Below are 21,552 nucleotides of genomic sequence, written 5' to 3' on the forward strand. Positions count from 1 at the left end.
CCAACAAACCCCGGCTCTCCAGCATGCCCGACGTCACGTCCGACCATATAGCACGTGCATTCGATTTACGGCACTCGTTCACCACCTTCACCCAAAGGTGTGACGGGGCTAGGGTCAGCACCATGATTGATCACGGTCATGACCTGGCGTCTGTACAGGACGCTACGGAGCGGCTGCTCATCGCAGTCGGCAAACTGGACAACGCGTCTGTGACGCAGCCGTCACGGCTTCCCGGCTGGACCCGTGGCCATGTCCTCGCCCACCTCGCCCGCAACGCGGACGCCCTCGTGAACGTCCTGGAGGGACGTCCCATGTACGTCTCCGGCGAAACCCGGGACAGCGACATCGAGCGGGACGCCCCGCGCGCCCTCGACGTCCAGCTCGCCGACCTGCGCGAGAGCGCGGCCCGCTTCCAGGAGACCGGGGCCGCTCCGGCGGACTGGTCGCGCACGGTGGAGCTGCGCAACGGGGTCACGGACTCCGCCTCCCGGGTGCCGTTCCGGCGCTGGGTGGAGGTGGAGCTGCATCACGTGGACCTGGGGATCGGCTACGAGCTGGAGGATCTGCCGGCGGAGTTCGCCGAGCGGGAGATCGTCTTCCTGGCCGACCGGTTCGCCGGGCATCCCGACGTACCGGCCACGCGCCTCACGGACGGCACGCGCGCGTGGAGCACGGGGCGGCAGCCCGGAGACGGACCCGAGGTGACCGTCACCGGTCCCCCGGCCGATCTGCTGGGCTGGCTCGCCGGCCGCCGTGCCGGATCCGGCCTGACGGTGGCCGGCGGCCCGCTTCCGGCGCTGCCCCCGCTCTAGGACCCGGACCACTCCCCCGCTATAGGCTGGCGGACATGACGTACAGCGGAGAGGTGACGGTCGGCGGGCCTGCCGACGTGCACGAGCTCAAGGACCTGATGATCACCAAGATCGCGGTCGGCCCGATGAACAACAACGCCTATCTGCTGCGCTGCCGGGCCACGGACGAGCAGCTGCTGATCGACGCCGCGAACGAGGCGGACACGCTGCTCGGCATGATCGGTGGCGACGGCATCGCGTCCGTCGTCACCACCCACCAGCACGGCGACCACTGGCAGGCGCTCGCCGAGGTCGTGGCGGCCACCGGCGCCCGCACGTACGCGGGCCGGGACGACGCCGAGGGCATCCCCGTACGGACCGACGTGCTGGTCGACGACGGCGACACCATCCGGGTGGGGCGCGTGGAGCTCACCGCGCGCCACCTGGTCGGGCACACGCCCGGCTCGATCGCCCTCGTCTACGACGACCCGCACGGGCATCCCCATGTGTTCACCGGGGACTGCCTGTTCCCCGGCGGTGTGGGCAACACCCACAAGGACCCCAAGGCGTTCGCCAGCCTCCTCCACGATGTCGAGACCAGGATCTTCGACGTCCTCCCGGACGAGACGTGGGTCTACCCGGGGCACGGCAACGACACGACGCTGGGCACGGAGCGCCCGCAACTTCCGGAGTGGCACGCGCGCGGGTGGTGACCGAGGTGGCACGCGCGCGGGTGGTGAGAAGCCGGGCCGGGGCGCGAGTTCGCAGGAACGAGCCGCGCACGCGCCCCGTGTGAACGCTTCACACACGCCGGTGTCGTACGCGCGCTCCCGGTGCGCGTAGTTGCGCAGTCAACTGGTGGGAGCCCCGCGCAGGATGACGGCTCCTGGGCGGATGGGCCGCCGGCCTGTCGATCCCCGCCCTCGGCCGGCGGCCCCGGCGCCCGCCCGACACGGCGCGCGGCGGGAAGAGTTCACAAGAACGCAACGCCCGCTCCCACGATGCGAGCACTTACCGTCGTGACCTCGACAAACGAGCCCGTCGGCTGCCAATCTCGCGCCATGCATCCTGCCCCGCGCGCCCTGCGCCGCGCTGCCGCCGCCGCCGTCCTCCTCGCCGCCGCCGTGAGCTGTGCTCCACAGCCGGAGGCCTCGGACGGGCCATCGGCATCGGCCGGAAGCACCTGTGCGAAGGGCAAGTTGGCCACCCACACCTCGGGCAAGCTGACGATCGCCACCGACGAGCCCGCCTACGAGCCGTGGTTCAAGGACGACGACCCCGCCGGCGGCAAGGGCTTCGAGTCGGCGGTCGCGTACGCCGTCGCCGAGCGGCTCGGGTACGGCAAGGACGAGGTCGCCTGGCAGACCGTCCCGTTCAACAAGGCCTTCGCGCCCGGCGAGAAGACGTTCGACTTCGACATCAACCAGGTCTCCGTCAGCGCCGAACGCAAGAGGGCCGTGGACTTCTCGTCCGGCTATTACGACGTGCGCCAGGCCGTCGTCGCACTGAAGGGCTCCAAGGCCGCGAAGGCGAAGAGCATCGCCGACCTGAAGGACGTGAAGCTGGGCGCCCAGGTCGGCACCACCAGCCTCGACTACATCGACGACGTGGTGAAGCCGAAGCAGGCGGCCGCCGTCTTCGGCAAGAACGACCAGGCCAAGTCCGCGCTGAAGAACGGCCAGGTCGGCGCCATCGTCGTGGACCTGCCGACCGCCTTCTACATCACCGGGGCCGAGATCACGGACGCGACGATCATCGGCCAGTTCGAGGCCCAGGGCGGTACGCCGGAGCAGTTCGGCCTCGTGCTCGACAAGGGCAGCGCGCTCACCCCCTGCGTCTCCCGGGCCGTGGACGCGCTGCGCGAGGACGGCACGCTGGCGAAGCTCGAGCAGCGGTGGCTGTCGGACGCCGTCGACGCGCCGGTGCTCAAGTGACGCTGGACAAGGCGGAGCCGGCGGAGAACTCCGGCGAGCAGGACGCTCCGGACGGGTACGTCCCGTCGCAGCGGCGCCTGGACCGTGAGCGCTACCAGCGCGCCCGTGCCCGCCGAGCCACCGCGATCGGCGCGCTCTCGACTCTCGTGACCGGAGCGGTCCTCTACCTGGTCGTCGTCAACGCCCCGGGCTGGCCGCGCACCAAGGAGACCTTCTTCGACTGGGGCTACGCGCGCGAGGCGTTCCCGAAGGTCCTCGAAGGGCTGTGGCTGAACGTCCGGCTGCTGCTGGTCTGCGGTGCCGCGGTGCTCGTCCTCGGCATGCTGATCGCCGTCGCGCGTACGCTGCGCGGCCCGGTGTTCTTCCCGCTGCGCTTCCTCGCCGCCGCCTACACGGACTTCTTCCGGGGGCTGCCGCTCATCATCAACCTGATGATCGTGGTCCTCGGCGTGCCGGCACTGCGGCTCCAAGGGGTGACCGTCGACCCGGTCCTCCTCGGCGGCACCGCGCTCACCCTGACGTATTCGGCGTACGTCGCCGAGGTGTTCCGCGCCGGCATCGAGTCCGTGCATCCCTCGCAGCGCGCCGCGGCCCGCTCGCTCGGGCTCAGCAACCGGCAGGCGCTGCGCCACGTGGTACTGCCCCAGGCGGTACGGCGCCAGGTGCCGCCGCTGCTGAACGACCTGGTGTCGCTCCAGAAGGACACCGGGCTGGTCTCGATCGGCGGTGCGGTGGACGCCGTACGGGCCGCCGACATCATCGTGGGCCGCAGCCTCAACTACACGCCGTACATCGTCGCGGGTCTGGTCTTCGTCGCGTTGACCATCCCCATGACCCGGTTCACGGACTGGGTGACGGCACGGATGGACCGCCGGCGGGCCCAGGGAGGAACCACATGAGCGAGACGCCCGTGTTGCGCATGGAGTCCGTCCGCAAGACCTTCGGCGGCTCGGTCGTCCTGCGGGACGTCGATCTGGAGGTGGCCCCGCACACGGTCACCGCGCTGATCGGTGCCTCCGGCTCCGGCAAGTCCACGCTGCTGCGGTGCGCGAACCTGCTGGAGGAGATCGACGACGGGGCGATCTGGCTGGACGGCGAGGAGATCACCGACCCGCGCGTCGACCAGGACGCCGTGCGCCGCCGGATCGGCGTGGTCTTCCAGTCGTACAACCTCTTCCCGCACATGACGGTCCTGGAGAACATCACGCTCGCTCCGCGCCGGGTGCACGGCCTGCCGAGCGCGGAGGCCGAGGAACGGGCGCGTGAGCTGTTGGAGCGGCTGGGCCTGGGCGAGAAGGCGGGCGAGTACCCGGACCGGCTGAGCGGCGGCCAGCAGCAGCGGGTGGCGATCGTGCGTGCCCTGGCCGTACGTCCCCGGCTGCTGCTGCTCGACGAGATCACCGCCGCCCTCGATCCCGAGCTGGTGGGCGAGGTCCTCACCGTCGTCCGCGACCTGAAGGACGAGGGCATGACCATGGTGCTGGCCACGCACGAGATGGGTTTCGCGCGGGAGGTCGCCGACCAGGTGTGCTTCCTGGAGGGCGGCGTGGTGCTGGAGCGCGGCACCGCCGAGCAGGTCTTCGGGGAACCGCGGCAGGAGCGCACACAGCGCTTCCTGCGGCGGATCGTGGAGGCGGGACGGCTGTAGTCGGAACGGCTGTAGGCGGGGCGGCCGTAGTCGGGGCGAGGCGGGTGTAAGGGGCGCTCGCCTCGGTCGTCGGGGCTTACATCGTGGGCCGGGTCTAGGCGTCCGCCTGTCCCGCCCCCGCCAGCGCGGCGACGCGCTCCACCCCGAACACATAGCCCTGCACCCCGCAGCCCGCGATGACCCCGTCGGCGCGCAGCGAGACGTAGGAGTGATGCCGGAACGACTCGCGCTGGTGGATGTTGGAGATGTGGACCTCCAACACCGGCATGCCGTCGCAGGTGTTGAGGGCGTCCAGGATGGCGACGGACGTGTGCGAGTAGGCGCCCGGGTTGATCACGATGCCGCAGTGGTTCAGCCGCGCCTCGTGGATCCAGTCCACCAGCTCGCCCTCATGGTTGGACTGGCGGAAGTCGACCGTGCCGCCGTGCGCGGCCGCCGCCTTGGCACACAGGGCCTCCACGTCGGCGAGGGTGTCGGAGCCGTAGATCTCGGGCTGACGCTGGCCGAGCAGGTTCAGATTGGGGCCGTTGAGGATCATGATCGGGGCGTTGGCCAGGGTGCGGGGCACGGTTCCTCCGGTCCGTTCAGGGTCGGGCGGCCCGTGACGGACCGCTGCTCGGACCCGGTTTATCACGGTGCGCCGACAGCGCGCCGGGTCGTAGTCTCCCGGCATGACGAGCCTCTCCTACCCGCCCAAGCCGTCGCCCGGTGACCGTATCGCCGTGATCTCGCCCTCCTCCGGTCTGCCGGGGCTCTTCCCGCTCCCCTACGAGCTGGGCCTGGAGCGGCTGCGCAAGGAGTACGGGCTGGAGCCGGTCGAGTATCCGGCGACGCGCATGATGGGCTCCTCCCCACGGGAACGGGCCGACGACATCCACGCCGCCTTCGCCGACCCGGACATCAAGGCGGTCATCGCGTCGATCGGCGGGGACGACCAGATCACCGTGCTGCCGCTCCTGGACCGGGAGTTGCTCCAGGCGAACCCGAAGCCCTTCTTCGGGATGAGCGACAACACCAACCTGCTCGCCTTCCTGCACAACAGCGGCATCGTCGGCTACCACGGCGGGAGCGTCATGTGCGAGCTGGGCCGTCCTGGCGCCATGCACCCGCAGACCGCCGAGTCCCTGGGTGCGGCCCTGTTCACCTCCGGCCCGTACGAGCTGAAGCCCGCCGAGCGGTGGCGTGACGTCGACCGGGACTGGGCGGATCCGTCGACCTTCGATGCCGAGCCGGAGACCCGGCCCGGGACCGGCTGGACCTGGGTCAACGCCGACCGGGTGGTGGAGGGCCGCAGTTGGGGCGGCTGCCTGGAGATCGTCGGCTGGCTGCTGATGGCCGACCGCGAGATCGCGCACGACCTGTCCGAGTACGACGGCGGGGTGCTGCTGCTGGAGACCTCGGAGGACATGCCGAGCGCCACGGAGGTCTTCAGCACACTGCGCAACATGGGTGAGCGCGGGCTGCTCCAGCGCTTCCCGGCGCTGCTGATGGGCCGACCGAAGACCTGGTCCTTCGAGCGGCCCAACACCCCGGAGGAGGCGGCGCGTTACGCGTCCGACCAGCGTGAGGCGGTCCTGCGTGCCATGCGGGCCTACGCTCCGGACACCACGATCGTCTTCGACGTGGACTTCGGGCACACCGATCCGCAACTGGTGATCCCGTACGGGGGAACCGTGCGCGTGGACGGACCGGACCGGCGCATCACGGTCACCTACTGAAGAACCCCGAGCCCCCGCGCGCCCCCGTAACCGGCCGTCACCGTGGGTAGTTGACGCGGCATGCACGACGTACGCACCGTAAGGGCACCCTCCATGCCGCGCCTAGCGGCGGCCTCGCTCGCCGGCACGGCCATCGAGTTCTACGACTTCTTCGTCTACGGGACCGCGGCGGCCCTCATCCTGGGGCCGCTGTTCTTCCCGACCTTCTCGCCGGTGGCCGGGACGCTGGCCGCCTTCGCCACCTTCGGCGTGGGCTTCGTGGCACGTCCCCTGGGGTCGGTGCTGTTCGGGCACATCGGGGACCGGCGCGGACGACGGCCGGTCCTCGTCGCCTCCCTGCTGCTGACCGGCGCCTCCACGGTCGCGGTCGGCTGTGTGCCGACGTACGACACGATCGGCGTGCTCGCTCCCCTCCTGCTCCTGGTGCTGCGCTTCCTGCAGGGACTGGGGCTCGGCGGAGAATGGGGCGGGGCGGTGCTGCTGACGGTGGAGCACGCGCCCGCAGGCCGGCGCGGGCTGTGGTCGAGCTTCCCGCAGGTCGGGCCCGCGCTGGGGTTCCTGCTCGCCAACGGTGTGGTGCTGGGGCTGTCGACGACGCTGTCCGAGGCGCAGTTCGCCGCGTGGGGGTGGCGGGTGCCGTTCTGGGCGGCGGGGGTGCTGGCGATCGTGGGGCTGTGGCTGCGCTCGTCGCTCGCCGAGAGCCCCAGCTTCCTCGAACTCGACGACCACGCGCGCGTGCCGCTCGCCGAGGTCCTGCGCGACCACTGGCGCCTCCTTCTGCTGACCGGCGGAGCGCTCGCGATCGGCTACGCGATCTTCTACGCCGTGACGACCTGGTCCCTCGCCTACGGCACGGAACGGCTCGGGGTGAGCCGCGGCGTCATGCTGACCTGCATCATGGGCGCGGTGCTCGTGAAGGGCGCGCTCACACCGCTGGTGGCGATGCTCGGCGACCGCTACGGCCGACGGCCCATGTGCCTGGCCGGGTGCGCGGCGGCCGCCCTGTGGATGTTCCCGATGGTCGCGCTTCTCGCCACCGGCACGCCACTGCCGATGTTCCTCGGCTTCCTCGGGGCGATGCTCTCGTTCATCACGATGTTCGCCGTGATCGCCGCCTATCTGCCGGAGCTGTACGAGCCGCGGGTGCGCTGCACCGGCGCCGCCGTCGGCTACAACCTCGGCGGTGTGCTCGGGGGCGCGCTCACGCCGATCGTGGCGACGGCGCTGGCCGAGCAGGGCGGGCGGGTGCCCTGGGGCGTGGCCGCGTATCTGACGGCGATCGCGCTGTTCAGCCTGGGGTGCTTCGCGCTGCTGCCGGAGACCCGTCCGGTGCCGGCGGGAGCAGGGGCAAAGGCTGGGTCTGGGGCTGAGGCGGAGGCGTCTACGGGTTGATCGCCAGCTCGAGATACGCCGCGAACAGCACCAGATGGACCCCGCCCTGGAGCGGTGTGGCCCGCCCCGGGACCACCGTCAGGGAGGCCACCACCACCGTCAGTGCGAGCAGCACCATGTGCGTGGCGCCGAGGCCGAGCACCAGCGGGCCCGACAGCCACACGGACGCGAGAGCGACGGCTGGAATGGTCAGGCCGATGCTGGCCATGGCCGAGCCGAGGGCGAGGTTCAGGCTGGTCTGCACACGGTCGCGGCGTGCGGAGCGCAGTGCGGCGATGGTCTCCGGGAGCAGCACCAGCAGCGCGATGATCACGCCGACCACGGCCTGGTGCAGCCCGGCGGCCTCCACTCCCGACTCGATGGTGGGCGACACGCCCTTGGCCAGGCCGACCACGCCGATCAGGGCCAGGCCCAGCAGTCCCAGGCTGATCAGGGCGGTACGGGCGGTCGGCGCCGCGGCGTGCTCCTCGGCGGTGATCACGTCGCCCTGCCGGGTGATCGGCAGGAAGTAGTCCCGGTGCCGCACGGTCTGCGTCGCGACGAACAGGCCGTACAGGATCAGCGAGGAGAGCGCCGCGAAGGTCAGCTGGACGGTGGAGAACTCCGGGCCCGGCTTGCTCGTGGTGAACGTCGGCAGGACCAGGCTGAGCGTGGCCAGGGTCGCGACGGTCGCGAGTGCGGCCCCGGTGCCCTCCGGGTTGAAGACGGCCGTGCCGTGCCGCAGCGAGGCGACCAGCAGGCACAGACCGACGATGCCGTTGCAGGTGATCATCACGGCCGCGAAGACCGTGTCGCGGGCCAGTGTCGAGCTCTTGTCCCCGCCGTCGACCATCAGGGTGACGATGAGGGCGACCTCGATGATCGTGACGGCGACGGCGAGCACGAGGGAGCCGAACGGTTCACCGACCCGGTGCGCCACCACCTCGGCGTGGTGGACTGCGGACAGAACAGCTCCCGCCAGGACCAGGGTCACCAGCGCGACGACAGTCGCGGACAGATCGCGCCCCCAGGTGAGGACCAGCAGCACGGCCGCGAGCACGGGCACCAAGGTCGTCCACTGTGCCGTGAGCGGCCTGCGCCGAGCGATCATGCAGTGATGGTCGCAGAGGTGCACGGGCCCCGCACTCCGGTCGCGCGAGGCCCGTGCCGGAGGCTACTTGAGCTCGCTCGCGTCCAGGAGGTCGCAGTTGGTGTAGACCCGCTCGCCGATGCAGAGCGCGCCCAACTGCTCCGCCATCCTGCTGGTCTCGGGGTCGTCACTGTTGCGCATGGCCTCCTCGTGCGACTCGAACTCGATCAGCGCCAGATAGCGGCGGGGATTGTCGCGGTCCTTCAGGAGGATGCGGTGCGTGGGGCCACCCGTCCGGCCGGCGAGCCGCTGCCCCGCCTCCTCGAGCACCTGCTCCATCTCGTCCAAGCGCTCGGTCTCGAAGTCGATGATCTGCACGAACTTCATGGCACCTCCAGCCGGCCACGGCGCCCCCGGTCCGGGGAACGCGCTCAGGAAACAAGCAAGCACCGGGACCGGTGGTCGGCAATTCGCCGACCACCGGTCCCGGTGATGGTTGTTCCTACGTCCGACGCGGTCAGACGTCGATGCTGTCCTTCGGAGCGCTTCCGCTCTGCCCCTGCGCCGCCTCGGCCTCCGCCTGCTTCTTGGAAGCGCGCAGGCTGGTGATCGTGGTGACGACCAGGACGGCGCAGATCACGCCGAGCGATACCGGAATGCTGATCTCGGGGACGTGCACCCCGGACTCGTGCAGGGCGTGGAGCACCAGCTTCACGCCGATGAAGCCCAGGATGATCGACAGGCCGTAGCTGAGGTGGACCAGCTTCTTCAGCAGGCCGCCGATGAGGAAGTACAGCTGGCGCAGACCCATCAGGGCGAACGCGTTGGCCGTGAAGACGATGTACGGGTCCTGCGTCAGGCCGAAGATCGCCGGGATGGAGTCGAGGGCGAACAGGACGTCGGTGGTGCCGATCGCCAGCATCACGACCAGCATCGGGGTCATGACCCGCTTGCCGTTCTCCTGGATCCACAGCTTGGTGCCGTGGTACCGGTCGGCCACACCGAAGCGGCGCTCGGCGGCCTTGAGCAGCTTGTTCTCCTCCCAGTCCTCGTCGTCCTCGTCCGCGCGGGCCTCCTGGATGAGCTTCCAGGCGGTGTAGATGAGGAAGGCGCCGAAGATGTAGAACACCCAGGCGAAGCTGGCGAGGATCGCCGCGCCGGCGGCGATGAAGATGGCCCGCAGGACCAGGGCGATGAGAACACCGATCAGCAGAACGCGCTGCTGGTACTGCGAGGGCACCGCGAACTTCGCCATGATCAGGACGAAGACGAAGAGGTTGTCGACGCTCAGCGACTTCTCGGTGATGAAGCCCGCGAAGAACTCACCGGCGGGCTGGCCGCCGCCGAACACCAGCAGACCGAGCCCGAAGAGCGCGGCGAGCACGATCCAGACGATCGTCCAGATCCCGGCTTCCTTGATCGACACGTCGTGCGGTTTGCGGCCGATGAAGAAGTCGACCGCGATCAGGGCGGCGAGGCCCACGATCGTCAGGACCCATAGGGTCATGGAAACATCCACTGCGCCTCCGGCAGTCGTTAACGGCAAATGTCAGCGTCGTCGCTGCCGGAGGTCTCTTCCACCCAAGGATGGGCCGACGCCCCGGGATCTGGCCTGATCCGTATTGACGGGTACGTCGCAGCAGACAGGGAGTACTCCCCTCCGTGCCGACAACAGTACCGCAATCACCAAGAACAGGTAAAGCGCTTGGCAAAAGAAGGACCAAAACCCCAGGTCAGGAGGCTTTACAAGTACTTGGTGCGGGCTGCCGCGACCTGGCTGAGCACCTGCTGGAGGACCTGACTGCCGGGCGGCACCAGTGACGGCTCGCATGACCAGGCATGACCGACCCACGGGTCGGCGAGGTGGTCGTCGGGCACGGGCGTCAGTCGCAACAGCGAACGCCACAGCGGGTCGAGCAAAGGACCGTACGCGGAGGACTCCTCACGGTCGGCCACCATCATCAGGTGGACGCCGAAGGCGGGACCCTCGTCGGCGAGGTAGCGCAGCTGGTTCACGGCACGGTCGTCGAAGCCGTGCGGGAAGTCGTTGACGAGCAGCAGCTGCTGCGAGGTGTCGAAGCCGGGTGGCAGGGAGTCGGCGGCGCCTCCCCGTACCGCCATCTGCACCAGGTCGACCCGCTGGGTGAGCCGCCCCAGCACGTCCGCCACCCCTGCCGCGCCGAGCGCGGGCGGGGCCGCGAGCACTCCGGTCCGCACGAGAGGTGCCAGGGGCTGCGCCCCCGAGCCGGCCGGGTCGATGACATGGACGGTGAACTCACCCGCCGGATAGACGGCGAGCAGCCGGGCCGCGTGCGCGACCGCCGTCTCCATGGCGAGACGCCCCATGGCGTGCGAGTCGGTGAACGAACCGTCGGACGATCCGGTGTGGCCGCTGTCGATCCACAGGCCGCGCTCCAGCGGCAGCCGGACCAGCATCGGGATACGAACCCGGTCGGCCTCGGGGAGATGGAGGTCGCCCAGGCGCAGCGCCATGGGGATCTCCATCGGCGGCCGGTAGGCATGCCACACCGGGTTGTCCCAGCGGGCGTACGCCGGCGGCAGGGCCGGTTCGACGACGGCGGCCTCGGCCATGAGCTGGGAGAGGTCCCGGTCCAGGGCCTCCTTGGCCTGGGCGACGAGCTGTGCGTGCCGGGCGCGGGCCGCTTCACGGGCGGCGTCACCCTGCCCGCCGATCCGGCTGCGCGGGTCGGACAGGACCTGCTCGAGCTCCTTGTCCATACGGGACTCGGCGAAGTCGACGGCGCTGCGGTAGGCGGCGGTGGTACGGGCCAGGTCCTCGAACATGCCCCACACCTGGTTGTAGAGCCGCTCCTCCATGGACCAGCCGGTCGCATCGCCCGCGACGGGCTGGGCGTGCTGCCCGGGGGCGGCAGGGGGTGCGGTGGGCGGAGGCGGGGGCGGAGCGGCGTTCTGGCGGCGCGGATGGCTGTAGTCGATCGGGCCGCCCGCGGTGGGTCCGGACGGCTGGCTGACGGCGGAAGAATCCGGTGCGGTGCCGGAGTACGGCGACTGCGGTGCGGGCTGTCCCGGCACGCCGGGCGGCTGTCCGCCGTACGGGGACGTGGGCGGTACGGGGCCGGGGGCTCCCTGTGGCGCGGTGCCGCCCTGGTCCGGGCCGAGTGCCGGGGTCGCGGTCTGGCGGGAACGGTCGCCGTCCGCGGTGCGCGGCGGGGGCGCCTGCACCGAGCGGGCCAGCCCTCGGGCCACCGCCTCCTCGATGCCGGCCGTGAGCTGCCGGGCCTGGGGCAGTCCCTGGTCGGTGAGGAGTTCGGCGAGGCCGCCCGCATACCCCTGGCCGACGGCACGCACCTTCCAGGCGGCCTGCCGGCGGTAGAGCTCCAGGGCGACCACGGCCGACTCGGTGTCAAGGCCGGTGAGGGTGTAACTCGCGATCTCGCCGCCGTCGAGGCCGGTGACCGCGACGAACGGGGCGGCGACAGCACCGAAGCGGACCGGGCCCGCCCCGCCGGTCAGAGCGAGCAGCACGCCGACACGGTGGACGGCCTCCGGCAGCGCGTCCAGGTCCACCGCGAGGCGGTGGTCCGCGGCGGCCTGCCGGGAGACCTCGAGACCGGGCTGGGTGGGTGCGCCCGGATGAGCCACCCATTCCACGCCCTGGATCCTGCCGGTCTCGTCGCTGAGCGCGGCCGCGGTCACGATCGGTGTGCCGGCCGAGACCCGGATCTCGAGACGGGCCTGGGAGAGCGGGTGGTTCTGCCCCCGCACCAGCTCGGCCGTCATCGCCTTCGTCCCCCTGTGTCGTTGTGTGGTGTCGTGTGCCGCTCGCCGGCCCGCCCCGAGCGGTTGCCTCCCGAGGCTTAGAGGACGGGCAGGATCGTCGGCATGAGGTCCTGGAAGGTGCGGCCGTTGGCCGGGTTGCCCAGGGCCGTCATCGACCAGCCCGCGCCCGAGCGGTGCACCTTCGCCATGATCTGGGCCGTGTACTGGCCGCCGCCCGCCAGCGTGTAGCGGGCGAGCTCCTGGCCGTTGGTCTCGTCGACCAGGCGGCAGAACGCGTTCTGCACCTCCTGGAACGTCTGGCCCGTGAAGGAGTTCACGGTGAAGACGATCTGGTCGATGTGGACCGGGACGCGGGAGAGGTCGACGAGGATGGCCTCGTCGTCGCCGCCCTGGCCGACACCGCCGACGAGGTTGTCGCCGGTGTGGCGCACCGAGCCGTCGTCGCTCACCAGATGGCGGAAGAAGACGACGTCGACCGGCTGCTTGTCCGCGAACAGGACGGCGGAGGCGTCGAGGTCGACCTCGCGCGTCCGTGAGCCGAACAGGCCGCGCCGGGGAGCCGCCTGCCAGCCGAGACCCATCCGCACCGCGGTCAGGCTGCCGCCGTCGTTCTTCTGCAGACTGATGGCCTGACCCTTGGTCATGTTGACGGTCACGCGCTGATTCCCCTCTCGAACGTCCCCTGTTGCCGCGCATTCGCGGTTGACCAGAACCCTACGCAGGGGCACTGACAGTGACGTAGTCCGGTCCGCGCTTTGTGTCGGTGTTGCAACACTGCGCGTACACGGTCCGCTGTCAGGCCAGACCCGCCTCCTTCATCTGGCGCAGTTCCTTCTTCATCTCGGAGACCTCGTCGCGCAACCGGGCCGCGATCTCGAACTGAAGGTCCGCCGCGGCGGCCCGCATGCGCGTGGTGAGCTCCTCGATCTGCTCGGTGAGTTCGGCCGCGGGGCGGTCCGTCGGCACCGTCTCCTTGGCCTTGCCCTTGCCCTTGGCGGGCTTGGCCCCATCGGCGGCCTTGCCGCCCAGCGAGGGCACGGGCGCCTTGGCGCCCCCGCCGTCCTTGCGCCCCTTGCGGTAGCCCGAGCCCAGCAGCTGCTCGGTGTCGACGTCCTCGCGGGCGATCTGGGCGACGATGTCGTTGATCTTCTTGCGGAGGGGCTGGGGGTCGATGCCCTGTTCCGTGTTGTACGCGATCTGCTTCTCGCGGCGCCGGTTGGTCTCGTCGATGGCCTTCTCCATCGCCGGGGTGATCTTGTCGGCGTACATGTGGACCTGGCCCGAGACGTTGCGCGCGGCGCGGCCGATGGTCTGGATCAGGGAGGTGCCGGAGCGCAGGAAGCCCTCCTTGTCGGCGTCCAGGATCGCCACCAGGGACACCTCGGGCAGGTCGAGGCCCTCCCGCAGGAGGTTGATGCCGACGAGCACGTCGTACTCGCCGGAGCGCAGCTCACGCAGCAGCTCGACACGGCGCAGGGTGTCGACGTCGCTGTGCAGATAGCGCACCTGGATGCCCAGCTCCAGGAAGTAGTCCGTGAGGTCCTCGGCCATCTTCTTGGTGAGCGTGGTGACCAGGACGCGCTCGTCCTTGTCGGTGCGCGTCCGGATCTCGTGCACCAGGTCGTCGATCTGGCCCTCGGTGGGCTTGACGACGACCTCCGGGTCGACCAGGCCGGTGGGGCGGATGATCTGCTCGACGACGCCGTCCCCGCGGGAGAGCTCGTAGTTTCCGGGGGTCGCCGACAGGTAGACCGTCTGGCCGATGCGCTCCTGGAACTCCTCCCACTTCAGGGGGCGGTTGTCCAGGGCGGAGGGCAGCCGGAAGCCGTGGTCGACGAGGGTGCGCTTGCGAGAGGCGTCGCCCTCGTACATGGCGCCGATCTGGGGCACCGTGACGTGCGACTCGTCGATGACGAGGAGGAAGTCGTCCGGGAAGTAGTCCAGCAGAGTGTTGGGCGGGGAGCCGGGCAAACGGCCGTCGAAGTGCATCGAGTAGTTCTCCACGCCGGAGCAGGAGCCGATCTGGCGGAGCATCTCGATGTCGTAGGTGGTGCGCATCCTGAGGCGCTGGGCTTCCAGGAGCTTGCCCTGCTTCTCCAGCTCCGAGAGGCGCTCGCCCAGCTCCTTCTCGATGTCGTTGACCGCCCGCTCCAGGCGCTCGGGCCCCGCGACGTAGTGGGAGGCCGGGAAGACGTACAGCTGCTGGTCGTCGCTGATGATCTCGCCGGTGAGCGGATGGAGGGTCGAGAGCGCCTCGATCTCGTCGCCGAACATCTCGATGCGGACGGCCAGCTCCTCGTAGACCGGGAAGATCTCGATGGTGTCGCCGCGGACGCGGAAGGTGCCGCGGGTGAAGGCCATGTCGTTGCGCGTGTACTGGATGTCCACGAAGCGGCGCAGCAGCTCGTCCCGGTCGAACTCGTCGCCGACCCTGAGGGGGACCATGCGGTCCACGTACTCCTGCGGCGTACCGAGGCCGTAGATGCAGGAGACCGAGGCGACCACCACGACGTCGCGGCGGGTGAGCAGGGAGTTGGTCGCGGAGTGGCGCAGGCGCTCGACCTCCTCGTTGATCGAGGAGTCCTTCTCGATGTAGGTGTCCGACTGCGGGACGTAGGCCTCGGGCTGGTAGTAGTCGTAGTACGAGACGAAGTACTCGACGGCGTTGTTCGGGAGCAGCTCGCGGAACTCGTTCGCCAGCTGGGCGGCCAGCGTCTTGTTCGGCGCCATCACGAGTGTGGGGCGCTGAAGCTTCTCGATCATCCACGCGGTGGTGGCGGACTTGCCGGTGCCGGTCGCGCCGAGCAGGACGATGTCCTTCTCGCCTGCCTGGACGCGCCGGGCGAGATCGGCGATGGCCGTCGGCTGGTCGCCGTTCGGCTGGTAGGGGCTGACGACCTCGAAGGGCGCCACCGTGCGTTCGATCTGGGAAACGGGCCGCATGGAATCCACCGTACGACCCCGCACTGACAACGGGCTCCGATCAGCGGTTCTGCGGGGTGCGGGAGCGGCTGTGCCCCACGGGGCGGCGGGGGCGGAAGCGCAGTCGGTGCGCCGAGTGGTGGACGGCGCTGTGCGTGTGGGCGGGGATGCCGGGCTTCTGCTCGACGGGGGCGACGGTGGGCTTCCCCATGACCATCAGCGGGTCGAACATCACCACGACACCCGCGAGCAGGAGGAAGGCGAGCGGGCCGATCAGCATGGGCGCGAGCAGGGCCGCCGGCGACTCTCCCGATGTGGGGTCGCCCGTGCCGTGGAGGTGGACGTCCAGGGCGGCCATGCCGGTGTAGTGCATGCCGCTGACGGCGAGCCCCATGACGAGGCTGGCGCCCACGCTCCAGAGGAATCCCCTGACCTGGCCGGCCGCCCACAGTGCGGCCGTGGCGGCGCACATGGCGATCGCGACGGAGATGCCGACGGTGAAGGTGTTGTACTCGAGCTTCCCGTCCAGGCGCATGCTGGCCATGCCGAGGTAGTGCATCGACGCGATGCCCAGACCGGTGATGGTGCCTCCGGTGAACAGGGCCGTTCCCCGGGTGCCCTTGTAGCCCACGATGAAGACCCCGACGCCCACCATGACGATCGCCACGGCGAGGCTCGCGAAGGTCATCGACTTGTCGTAGTGGATCGGGCTCTCCTGGACCGTGAATCCCATCATCGCGACGAAGTGCATGGTCCATATGCCGGAGCCGATGGCGGCAGAGCCGAGGGCGAGCCAGCCGGGGCGCCACGACTGGGCGACGAGCATGGATCTGGTGGTGCACCGCAGCCCCAGGGCGCCGCCGAGGCAGGCCATGAGATAGGCCACCAGGGGTGTGACCAGGCCGTAGCTGAATCCGTCGACCGTGCCCTGCATGCGCGGCTGCCCTTCCCGCCCTTTGCGTCCCGGAACTCCTGATGTGCCCCCTCCCAGGACCGCACGAGCGGTCAGGGTTGACGCAGAGAGTATGACTCCCACCGGAATGGTCGAACGACTTTCCGGCAAAGAAACACGGCCTTGCCCCAGTTGTGCGGCACCAGTGAGCGGACTTGGGTCATCTGCGTTCAACCTGTGGCCATCCTGCACCCCTCTCGCGTTGACCCTCTGCTGTCACAGTTGATCTGTCTGTGATGTCGCCGAACGCTCACGCGAGGAGTACGCATGCACGCGCGCGCTGTTGCCGCCTCCACCACCGCACTCCTGGGGACCGCCGCTCTCCTCGTCCCCGCCTCCCCCGCCGGGGCGGTGGACGCCGAGGTAGTACCGCTGGTGATCGCCCACCGGGGCGCTTCCGCGTACGCGCCCGAGAACACGCTGGCAGCCGTGGACAAGGCGGCCGAGCTGGGCATCCCCTGGGTGGAGAACGACGTCCAGCAGACCAGGGACGGCGAGCTCGTCGTCGTCCACGACGACAACCTGCGGCGCACCACCGATGCCGAGCAGGTCTTCCCCGGGCGGGCCCCCTGGAAGGTGAAGGACTTCACCGCCGCCGAGATCGCCCGTCTCGACGCGGGCAGTTGGTTCGGCCCCGGCTACGCGGGCGCGCGCGTGCCGACGCTGGAGCAGTTCGTGGACCGCGTCGAGCGGCACCACCAGAAGCTTCTCCTGGAGATCAAGAACCCGGAGCTGTATCCGGGCATAGAGCGCCGGACGCTCAAGGTGCTCAGCAACGAAGGCTGGCTGGACAAGTCGCATCTGGCGGGCCGGCTGATCGTGCAGAGCTTCAGCGCGGACAGCGTGCGGACGGTCCACAAGCTGAAGCCGGGGGTGAAGACCGGCTTCCTGGGGACGCCTCCGGTGTCGGAGCTGTCCTCCTACGCCGGTTTCGCCGACCAGATCAACCCGTCGTACGGCTCGATCTCCACGGCGTACGTCTCCGCCGTCCAGGGGTTCGACGGACCGCACGGCACGCCCATGGAGGTCTTCACCTGGACGGTCGACGACGCGGCCACGGCCCAGCGGGTCGCCCGGTACGGCGTCGACGGGATCATCACGAACAAGCCGGACGTGGTGCGGGAGGCCGTGGGCGGGTGATGCGGAGCCCCGGCAGCCGGCCGCCTGTCGGCCCTCCCGCCGCGGCGGCGTTGTCAGTGATGGGTCGTACGGTGGGCGCATGGACAGCCATGGGCAGGTTGAGCAGCGGGTCGTATGGGCCGTCGTCGACACCGGCATCGGTCCGCTGCTGCTGGCCGCGACCCGCGAGGGCCTGGTCAGCGTCGTGTTCCACGCCACGGACGCGGTGCGGGACCGGGCGGTCGAGCGGCTGGCGTCGCGCCTCGGCACCGAGCCCGTCGAGGCGCCCGGCTCCCCGCTGCTGGCCGAGGCGATACGTCAGGTCGAGGCGTACTTCGCGGGTGAGCGCCATGACTTCGACCTGCCACTGGACTGGTCGCTGATCTCCGGCTTCAACCGGGAGGTCCTGCGGGAACTGGCCTCGGGCGTGCCGTACGGCACCGTCGTCGGGTACGGCGATCTGGCCGGGCGGGTCGGTCAGCCGGGCGCGGCGCAGGCCGTGGGCATGGCGATGGGCGCCAATCCCCTGCCGGTGGTGGTGCCCTGCCACCGGGTCGTCGAGAGCGGCGGCGGCATCGGCGGCTTCGGGGGCGGCCTGGAGACCAAGCGGAAGCTGCTCGCCCTGGAGGGGGTACTGCCCGAGCCTCTCTTCTGAGGTCCCGGGCCTGGTCAGTCGTAGTGCCGCGCCTCGAAGACGTTGCCGTCCGGGTCCCGGAAGTAGAAGCTGCGGGTGGCCTTGCCCCGGGCTCCGAAGGAGTCGGAGGAGAGCTCCGACACCGGTACGGCGCGTTCCTCGAGGCGGCCGAGAAGGGCGTCGAAGTCGCCGCGGGGCAGGGACAGGCAGACGTGGTTGACGGGGTGGCCGGCGCTGTCGGCGGCGCCGGGCAGCATCTTCATGCGTTCCGCGAAGGTCAGCGGCATGAGGTCGAGGATGGTCTCGTCGTTGACGCGCACGGAGGGGAACGGCACCTTGCCCGCGGCGAACTCGGTGAGCCTGAGCGTCTCCATGCCGACGGCCTTCTCGTAGAAGTCGGCGGCGGCGACCGGGTCGCGCACCCAAAGGACGACGTGGTCGAGACGTGCTGTGTGGTCCGTCATGCACTCCAGGCTCGTGACGTCCGCGACGGCCCGCAAGGGTTTGGCCCGGCGCGCCGCCCGCCAGAGATGAGGGAAGACCGACTGACAGGAGGCAGGCGCGTGGTGCTGGTGATGTCGGAAGAGGTGCGGGCGGCGCTCGAGGCGGGGCAGCCCGTGGTGGCCCTGGAGTCCACGATCATCGCCCACGGGCTGCCACGGCCGCGCAATCTCCAGGTGGCCCTGGAGCTGGAGGCAGCCGTGCGGCGGGAGGGCGCGGTCCCCGCGACGATCGCCGTGCTGGACGGGCGGCCCCATGTCGGACTGGACAAGGAGCAGCTGGAGCGGGTCGCGAACGAGGACGGGATCCGCAAGCTGGGCCATCGCGATCTGCCGCTCGCGCTGGCCTCCGGGGCGAGCGGGGCGACCACGGTGTCGGCCACCGCACTGCTGGCGGCGCGGGCGGGCGTACGGGTGTTCGCGACGGGCGGGCTCGGCGGGGTGCACCGGGAGTGGACGGTGACGCAGGACGAGTCGGCTGACCTCGGTCTGCTGGCGCGGACCCGGATCACGGTGGTGTGCGCCGGGGTGAAGTCGATCCTGGATGTGCCGGCGACCCTGCAGCGGCTGGAGACGCTGGGTGTCGCGGTGGCCGGTTACGGCACCGAGAGGTTCCCGGGCTTCTATCTGTCCGACTCGGGGCATCCGGTCGACTGGACGCTGCGGACGCCGGAGCAGGTGGCGGACGTCATGCGGGCCCAGGACGCGCTCGCCGAGCCGGAGTCGGCGCTGATCGTCGCCAATCCCGTCCCCGAGGAGGAGCAGCTCGATCCGAAGCTGCACGGGCGCGTGCTCGCGGACGCGCTGCACGCGTGCGAGGAGGAGGGGGTCACCGGCCAGGCGGTCACGCCGTTCCTGCTCGACTATCTGGTGCGGCACACCGACGGGGCCTCCCTGAGCGCCAACCTGGCGGCGGTCCGCGGCAATGTACGCCTGGCGGCGCGGATCGCGGCGGCCTGGGCCCGGAGGTGACCGGGAACGAGGCGGGGACCGGGACCGAGGCCGAGGCCGGGACCGGGGCCGGGATCGAGGCGGGGGCCTGGGCCGGGACCGGTCTCGGCCCCGGTCGCTCCAGGGGACGTGACGAGCGCGCCGTGGAGGGCGCGGCGCTGCTGGTCGTCGGGGACGTGATCACCGATGTCGTCGCGCGGCACCGGGGGCCGCTCGCGGCGGGCACGGACACGGCTGCCTCGATCCGGACGGTGCCGGGCGGAGCGGGCGCCAACGTGGCGTGCTGGGCGGCACACCGGGGTGAGGCGGAGGTACGGCTGTTCGGGCGCGTGGGCGCGGATGCCGCCGCCTGGCACGAGCGTGAACTGGCGGCCCACGGCGTGCGCCCGCACCTCGTCGTCGATCCGGCGGCGCCGACCGGCATGGTGATCTGCCTGGTGGACCAAAGCGCTTCGGCGGAGCGGACGTTCCTCACCGACAGCGGCGCGGCGTTCCGGCTCGAACCCGCCGACTGGTCGGACGCGCTGCTCGACGGGGTGGCCTGGTTGCACCTGTCGGGGTACCTCCTGTTCTCCGAATCCGGTCGCGCGCTGGTGACGGTGGCCCTGAAGGCCGCACGCGTGCGTGGAATGCCGGTGAGTCTGGACCCGGCCTCGGCCGGGTTCCTCACCGAGCTTGGCGTCGAGCGTTTCCTGGCGCTCGTCGAGGGCGTGGACGTACTGCTGCCCAGCCGGGACGAGGCGTGCCTGCTGACGGGGCTGGCCGACGCGGCCGACGCGGCGGCCGAGCTGAGCCTGCGCATCCCGCTGGTCGTCGCCAAGCAGGGGCGCGAGGGAGCTCTCGTGGCCCGTGCGGGGAAGGTGTGCGCCCGCATTCCCGCCGTGCCGGCGACGCCGCGGGACACCACGGGCGCCGGTGATGCCTTCACCGGCACGTTCCTCGGCGCCCTGCTCGCGGGCGCCGAGCCGGAGAAGGCGGCGGAGGAGGGCTGCCGGGCGGGTGCGCGGGCAGTGGAGCGCGTGGGCGGCAGGCCCCCTCTGCCCGGCTGACGCGGAGCAGCCCCCTCCACGGTCCATCCCTGCCCTCCTGGCGACACGCCCGCGCCGATCCTGGCTACTGCTTGCGTCCCCACGCCGAGATCATCGGTGGTGTCGTGAGGTCGAGCGCGCCGGACGTGACGTTCATGAGGTGCCGCTGGATGTCCTGTTCCGTGGCGAGGCCCGCGGTGACCAGCTGGTCGCGGATCTGGCGGACCGTGGCGGACTCCAGGGCCGCACAGGCCGGTGAGGCGATGGGGAAGTAGGCGTCGGCTTGGACGCGGGTCAGGCCGGCCTCCCGGAGCAGGCGCGGCAGGGTGCGGCCGCAGGGGAGGTCGGTCCCGCGGTCGGCGAGGAGCTTGCGGAAGCTCTGCCGCAGCCGGTTCGCGAGCTGCTGCTCGGGGCCGTGCTCGTCGGGACAGAGCAGGGGCTGAAGAGCGGGGTCGACGTCTTCGACGAGAAGGCGCCCGCCGGGGCGCAGAGAGTCGGCCATGGACCGCAACGCCCGCCGCCGGTCGGTGACGTGCACCAGGGCGAGGCGGGCGTGCACCAGGTCGAAGCCCTCCCCCGGCGGGTCCTGCGCGCCCAGGTGATGGACGCGGACCTCGACGGGCGGCCGGGCACCCCGGGCGAGCCGTGAGGTGTCGGCGTCGGTCGCGACGACGCGTCCGGTCGGGCCGACCTTCTTCGCCAGCCAGGACACCACGGACGGGCCGCCGGCGCCGACCTCCCAGCACCGCCAGCCGGATCCGACGCCGAGTGCTTCGAGATGCCGGAACGTCGTGGGGTCGAAGAGAGCGGCGAAGGCGCTGAAGTGCTCAGCCGCCTCGGTCTGCCGGTTGTCGAGGACGTGCCCGTCGGTTCGCGTCATGACGCGATCATCCCATTTATCCGACTTGTTCTTAATCGTCGACGCTCCGGTAAGGAGAACCGCGCCGCACCGGCACGCGTCGATGTCTCAGAGCAGTCGATGCTCAGACAACGGCACCGGCCAGTCGTTCGTCCACAGCCGGGAACAAAGCGGAATGAGTGGTTTCCACAGGCTTACCCGCAGCTCACGTGGGCCTGGCAGACTGGCGCGGCAAGGCGCGGCGCAGGAACGGCGCGAGGAGTTCCACGCAAG

At 70.6% G+C, this 21,552-nt stretch carries 21 protein-coding genes; 11 read left to right on the forward strand and 10 right to left on the reverse strand.

The features are described 5' to 3' along the window. The first annotated feature begins 122 nt into the window (after positions 1–122). The 5 genes from AC07DF_RS21135 (at position 123) to AC07DF_RS21155 (ending at position 4,373) form a co-directional block, all read left to right on the forward strand. Positions 123–812 carry a maleylpyruvate isomerase family mycothiol-dependent enzyme gene (locus tag AC07DF_RS21135; protein WP_478973304.1) on the forward strand — a complete coding sequence of 230 codons (690 nt, stop codon included), beginning with the start codon at positions 123–125 and terminating at the stop codon, positions 810–812. A 35-nt stretch (positions 813–847) separates the two neighbouring features. Further along, positions 848–1,504, forward strand: a complete 657-nt coding sequence (locus AC07DF_RS21140; protein ID WP_399020365.1) for an MBL fold metallo-hydrolase — start codon at positions 848–850, stop codon at positions 1,502–1,504. Between the two features lie 348 nt (positions 1,505–1,852). Beyond that, positions 1,853–2,725 (forward strand): ABC transporter substrate-binding protein, encoded by an 873-nt coding sequence (locus AC07DF_RS21145; RefSeq protein WP_478973308.1) that lies wholly within the window; start codon positions 1,853–1,855, stop codon positions 2,723–2,725. After that, complete coding sequence (locus tag AC07DF_RS21150) at positions 2,722–3,624, forward strand: amino acid ABC transporter permease (RefSeq protein WP_478973311.1); 903 nt, start codon at positions 2,722–2,724, stop codon at positions 3,622–3,624. Before AC07DF_RS21145 ends, AC07DF_RS21150 begins: the two co-directional genes overlap by 4 nt. Then, entirely contained in the window at positions 3,621–4,373 is a 753-nt protein-coding gene (locus AC07DF_RS21155) for an amino acid ABC transporter ATP-binding protein (RefSeq protein WP_478973314.1), read from the forward strand. The genes AC07DF_RS21150 and AC07DF_RS21155 overlap by 4 nt, the downstream gene beginning before the upstream one ends. A gap of 94 nt (positions 4,374–4,467) precedes the next feature. On the opposite strand, the gene aroQ is transcribed toward AC07DF_RS21155, so the two are convergent. Further along, a complete protein-coding gene (gene aroQ, locus AC07DF_RS21160) occupies positions 4,468–4,941 on the reverse strand; it encodes a type II 3-dehydroquinate dehydratase (RefSeq protein WP_478973317.1) in 474 nt (157 codons plus the stop codon). Positions 4,942–5,044: 103 nt separating this feature from the next. Between aroQ and AC07DF_RS21165 the strand changes: the two genes are divergently transcribed. Both AC07DF_RS21165 and AC07DF_RS21170 read left to right on the forward strand, forming a co-directional pair. Beyond that, positions 5,045–6,091: a S66 family peptidase gene (locus AC07DF_RS21165; protein WP_478973320.1), complete on the forward strand. Its 1,047-nt coding sequence runs from the start codon at positions 5,045–5,047 to the stop codon at positions 6,089–6,091. 93 nt (positions 6,092–6,184) lie between these two features. Next, positions 6,185–7,483 carry an MFS transporter gene (locus tag AC07DF_RS21170; RefSeq protein WP_478973323.1) on the forward strand — a complete coding sequence of 433 codons (1,299 nt, stop codon included), beginning with the start codon at positions 6,185–6,187 and terminating at the stop codon, positions 7,481–7,483. Here the strand turns inward: AC07DF_RS21170 and AC07DF_RS21175 are convergent. The 7 genes from AC07DF_RS21175 to AC07DF_RS21205 all read right to left on the reverse strand — a co-directional run bounded on the left by AC07DF_RS21175 (position 7,473) and on the right by AC07DF_RS21205 (position 16,170). Then, positions 7,473–8,573 (reverse strand): calcium:cation antiporter, encoded by a 1,101-nt coding sequence (locus tag AC07DF_RS21175; RefSeq protein WP_478973326.1) that lies wholly within the window; start codon positions 8,571–8,573, stop codon positions 7,473–7,475. The genes AC07DF_RS21170 and AC07DF_RS21175 overlap by 11 nt on opposite strands. Before the next feature lie 63 nt (positions 8,574–8,636). Then, the gene (locus tag AC07DF_RS21180) at positions 8,637–8,939 is read right to left on the reverse strand and encodes a hypothetical protein (protein WP_478973329.1); all 303 of its coding nucleotides are present in this window, start codon (positions 8,937–8,939) and stop codon (positions 8,637–8,639) included. Positions 8,940–9,069: 130 nt separating this feature from the next. After that, positions 9,070–10,071: a TerC/Alx family metal homeostasis membrane protein gene (locus tag AC07DF_RS21185; protein WP_478973332.1), complete on the reverse strand. Its 1,002-nt coding sequence runs from the start codon at positions 10,069–10,071 to the stop codon at positions 9,070–9,072. Positions 10,072–10,295: 224 nt separating this feature from the next. Beyond that, entirely contained in the window at positions 10,296–12,314 is a 2,019-nt protein-coding gene (locus tag AC07DF_RS21190; protein WP_478973335.1) for a TerD family protein, read from the reverse strand. 77 nt (positions 12,315–12,391) lie between these two features. Continuing rightward, complete coding sequence (locus tag AC07DF_RS21195; protein ID WP_478973338.1) at positions 12,392–12,970, reverse strand: TerD family protein; 579 nt, start codon at positions 12,968–12,970, stop codon at positions 12,392–12,394. 139 nt (positions 12,971–13,109) lie between these two features. Continuing rightward, a complete protein-coding gene (gene uvrB / locus AC07DF_RS21200; RefSeq protein WP_478973341.1) occupies positions 13,110–15,257 on the reverse strand; it encodes an excinuclease ABC subunit UvrB in 2,148 nt (715 codons plus the stop codon). 40 nt (positions 15,258–15,297) lie between these two features. Then, complete coding sequence (locus tag AC07DF_RS21205; protein WP_478973344.1) at positions 15,298–16,170, reverse strand: MHYT domain-containing protein; 873 nt, start codon at positions 16,168–16,170, stop codon at positions 15,298–15,300. Positions 16,171–16,455: 285 nt separating this feature from the next. On the opposite strand from AC07DF_RS21205, the gene AC07DF_RS21210 reads away from it, so the two are divergent. Then, the gene (locus tag AC07DF_RS21210) at positions 16,456–17,328 is read left to right on the forward strand and encodes a glycerophosphodiester phosphodiesterase (RefSeq protein ID WP_478973347.1); all 873 of its coding nucleotides are present in this window, start codon (positions 16,456–16,458) and stop codon (positions 17,326–17,328) included. Positions 17,329–17,407: 79 nt separating this feature from the next. Next, complete coding sequence (locus AC07DF_RS21215) at positions 17,408–17,962, forward strand: methylated-DNA--[protein]-cysteine S-methyltransferase (protein WP_478973350.1); 555 nt, start codon at positions 17,408–17,410, stop codon at positions 17,960–17,962. A gap of 14 nt (positions 17,963–17,976) precedes the next feature. Here the strand turns inward: AC07DF_RS21215 and AC07DF_RS21220 are convergent, their stop codons facing one another. Continuing rightward, positions 17,977–18,405 (reverse strand): VOC family protein, encoded by a 429-nt coding sequence (locus tag AC07DF_RS21220; RefSeq protein WP_478973353.1) that lies wholly within the window; start codon positions 18,403–18,405, stop codon positions 17,977–17,979. 99 nt (positions 18,406–18,504) lie between these two features. On the opposite strand from AC07DF_RS21220, the gene AC07DF_RS21225 reads away from it, so the two are divergent. Together AC07DF_RS21225 and AC07DF_RS21230 are read left to right on the forward strand one after the other, a co-directional pair. After that, positions 18,505–19,413: a pseudouridine-5'-phosphate glycosidase gene (locus AC07DF_RS21225; protein ID WP_478973356.1), complete on the forward strand. Its 909-nt coding sequence runs from the start codon at positions 18,505–18,507 to the stop codon at positions 19,411–19,413. Between the two features lie 122 nt (positions 19,414–19,535). Next, positions 19,536–20,441 (forward strand): carbohydrate kinase family protein, encoded by a 906-nt coding sequence (locus AC07DF_RS21230; protein WP_478974616.1) that lies wholly within the window; start codon positions 19,536–19,538, stop codon positions 20,439–20,441. Positions 20,442–20,505: 64 nt separating this feature from the next. Here AC07DF_RS21230 and AC07DF_RS21235 read toward each other — a convergent pair whose 3' ends face one another. Then, the gene (locus AC07DF_RS21235; protein WP_478973359.1) at positions 20,506–21,300 is read right to left on the reverse strand and encodes a methyltransferase; all 795 of its coding nucleotides are present in this window, start codon (positions 21,298–21,300) and stop codon (positions 20,506–20,508) included. Positions 21,301–21,552 lie beyond the last annotated feature (252 nt).

This window comes from Streptomyces sp. NPDC044719 (genome assembly GCF_056433405.1).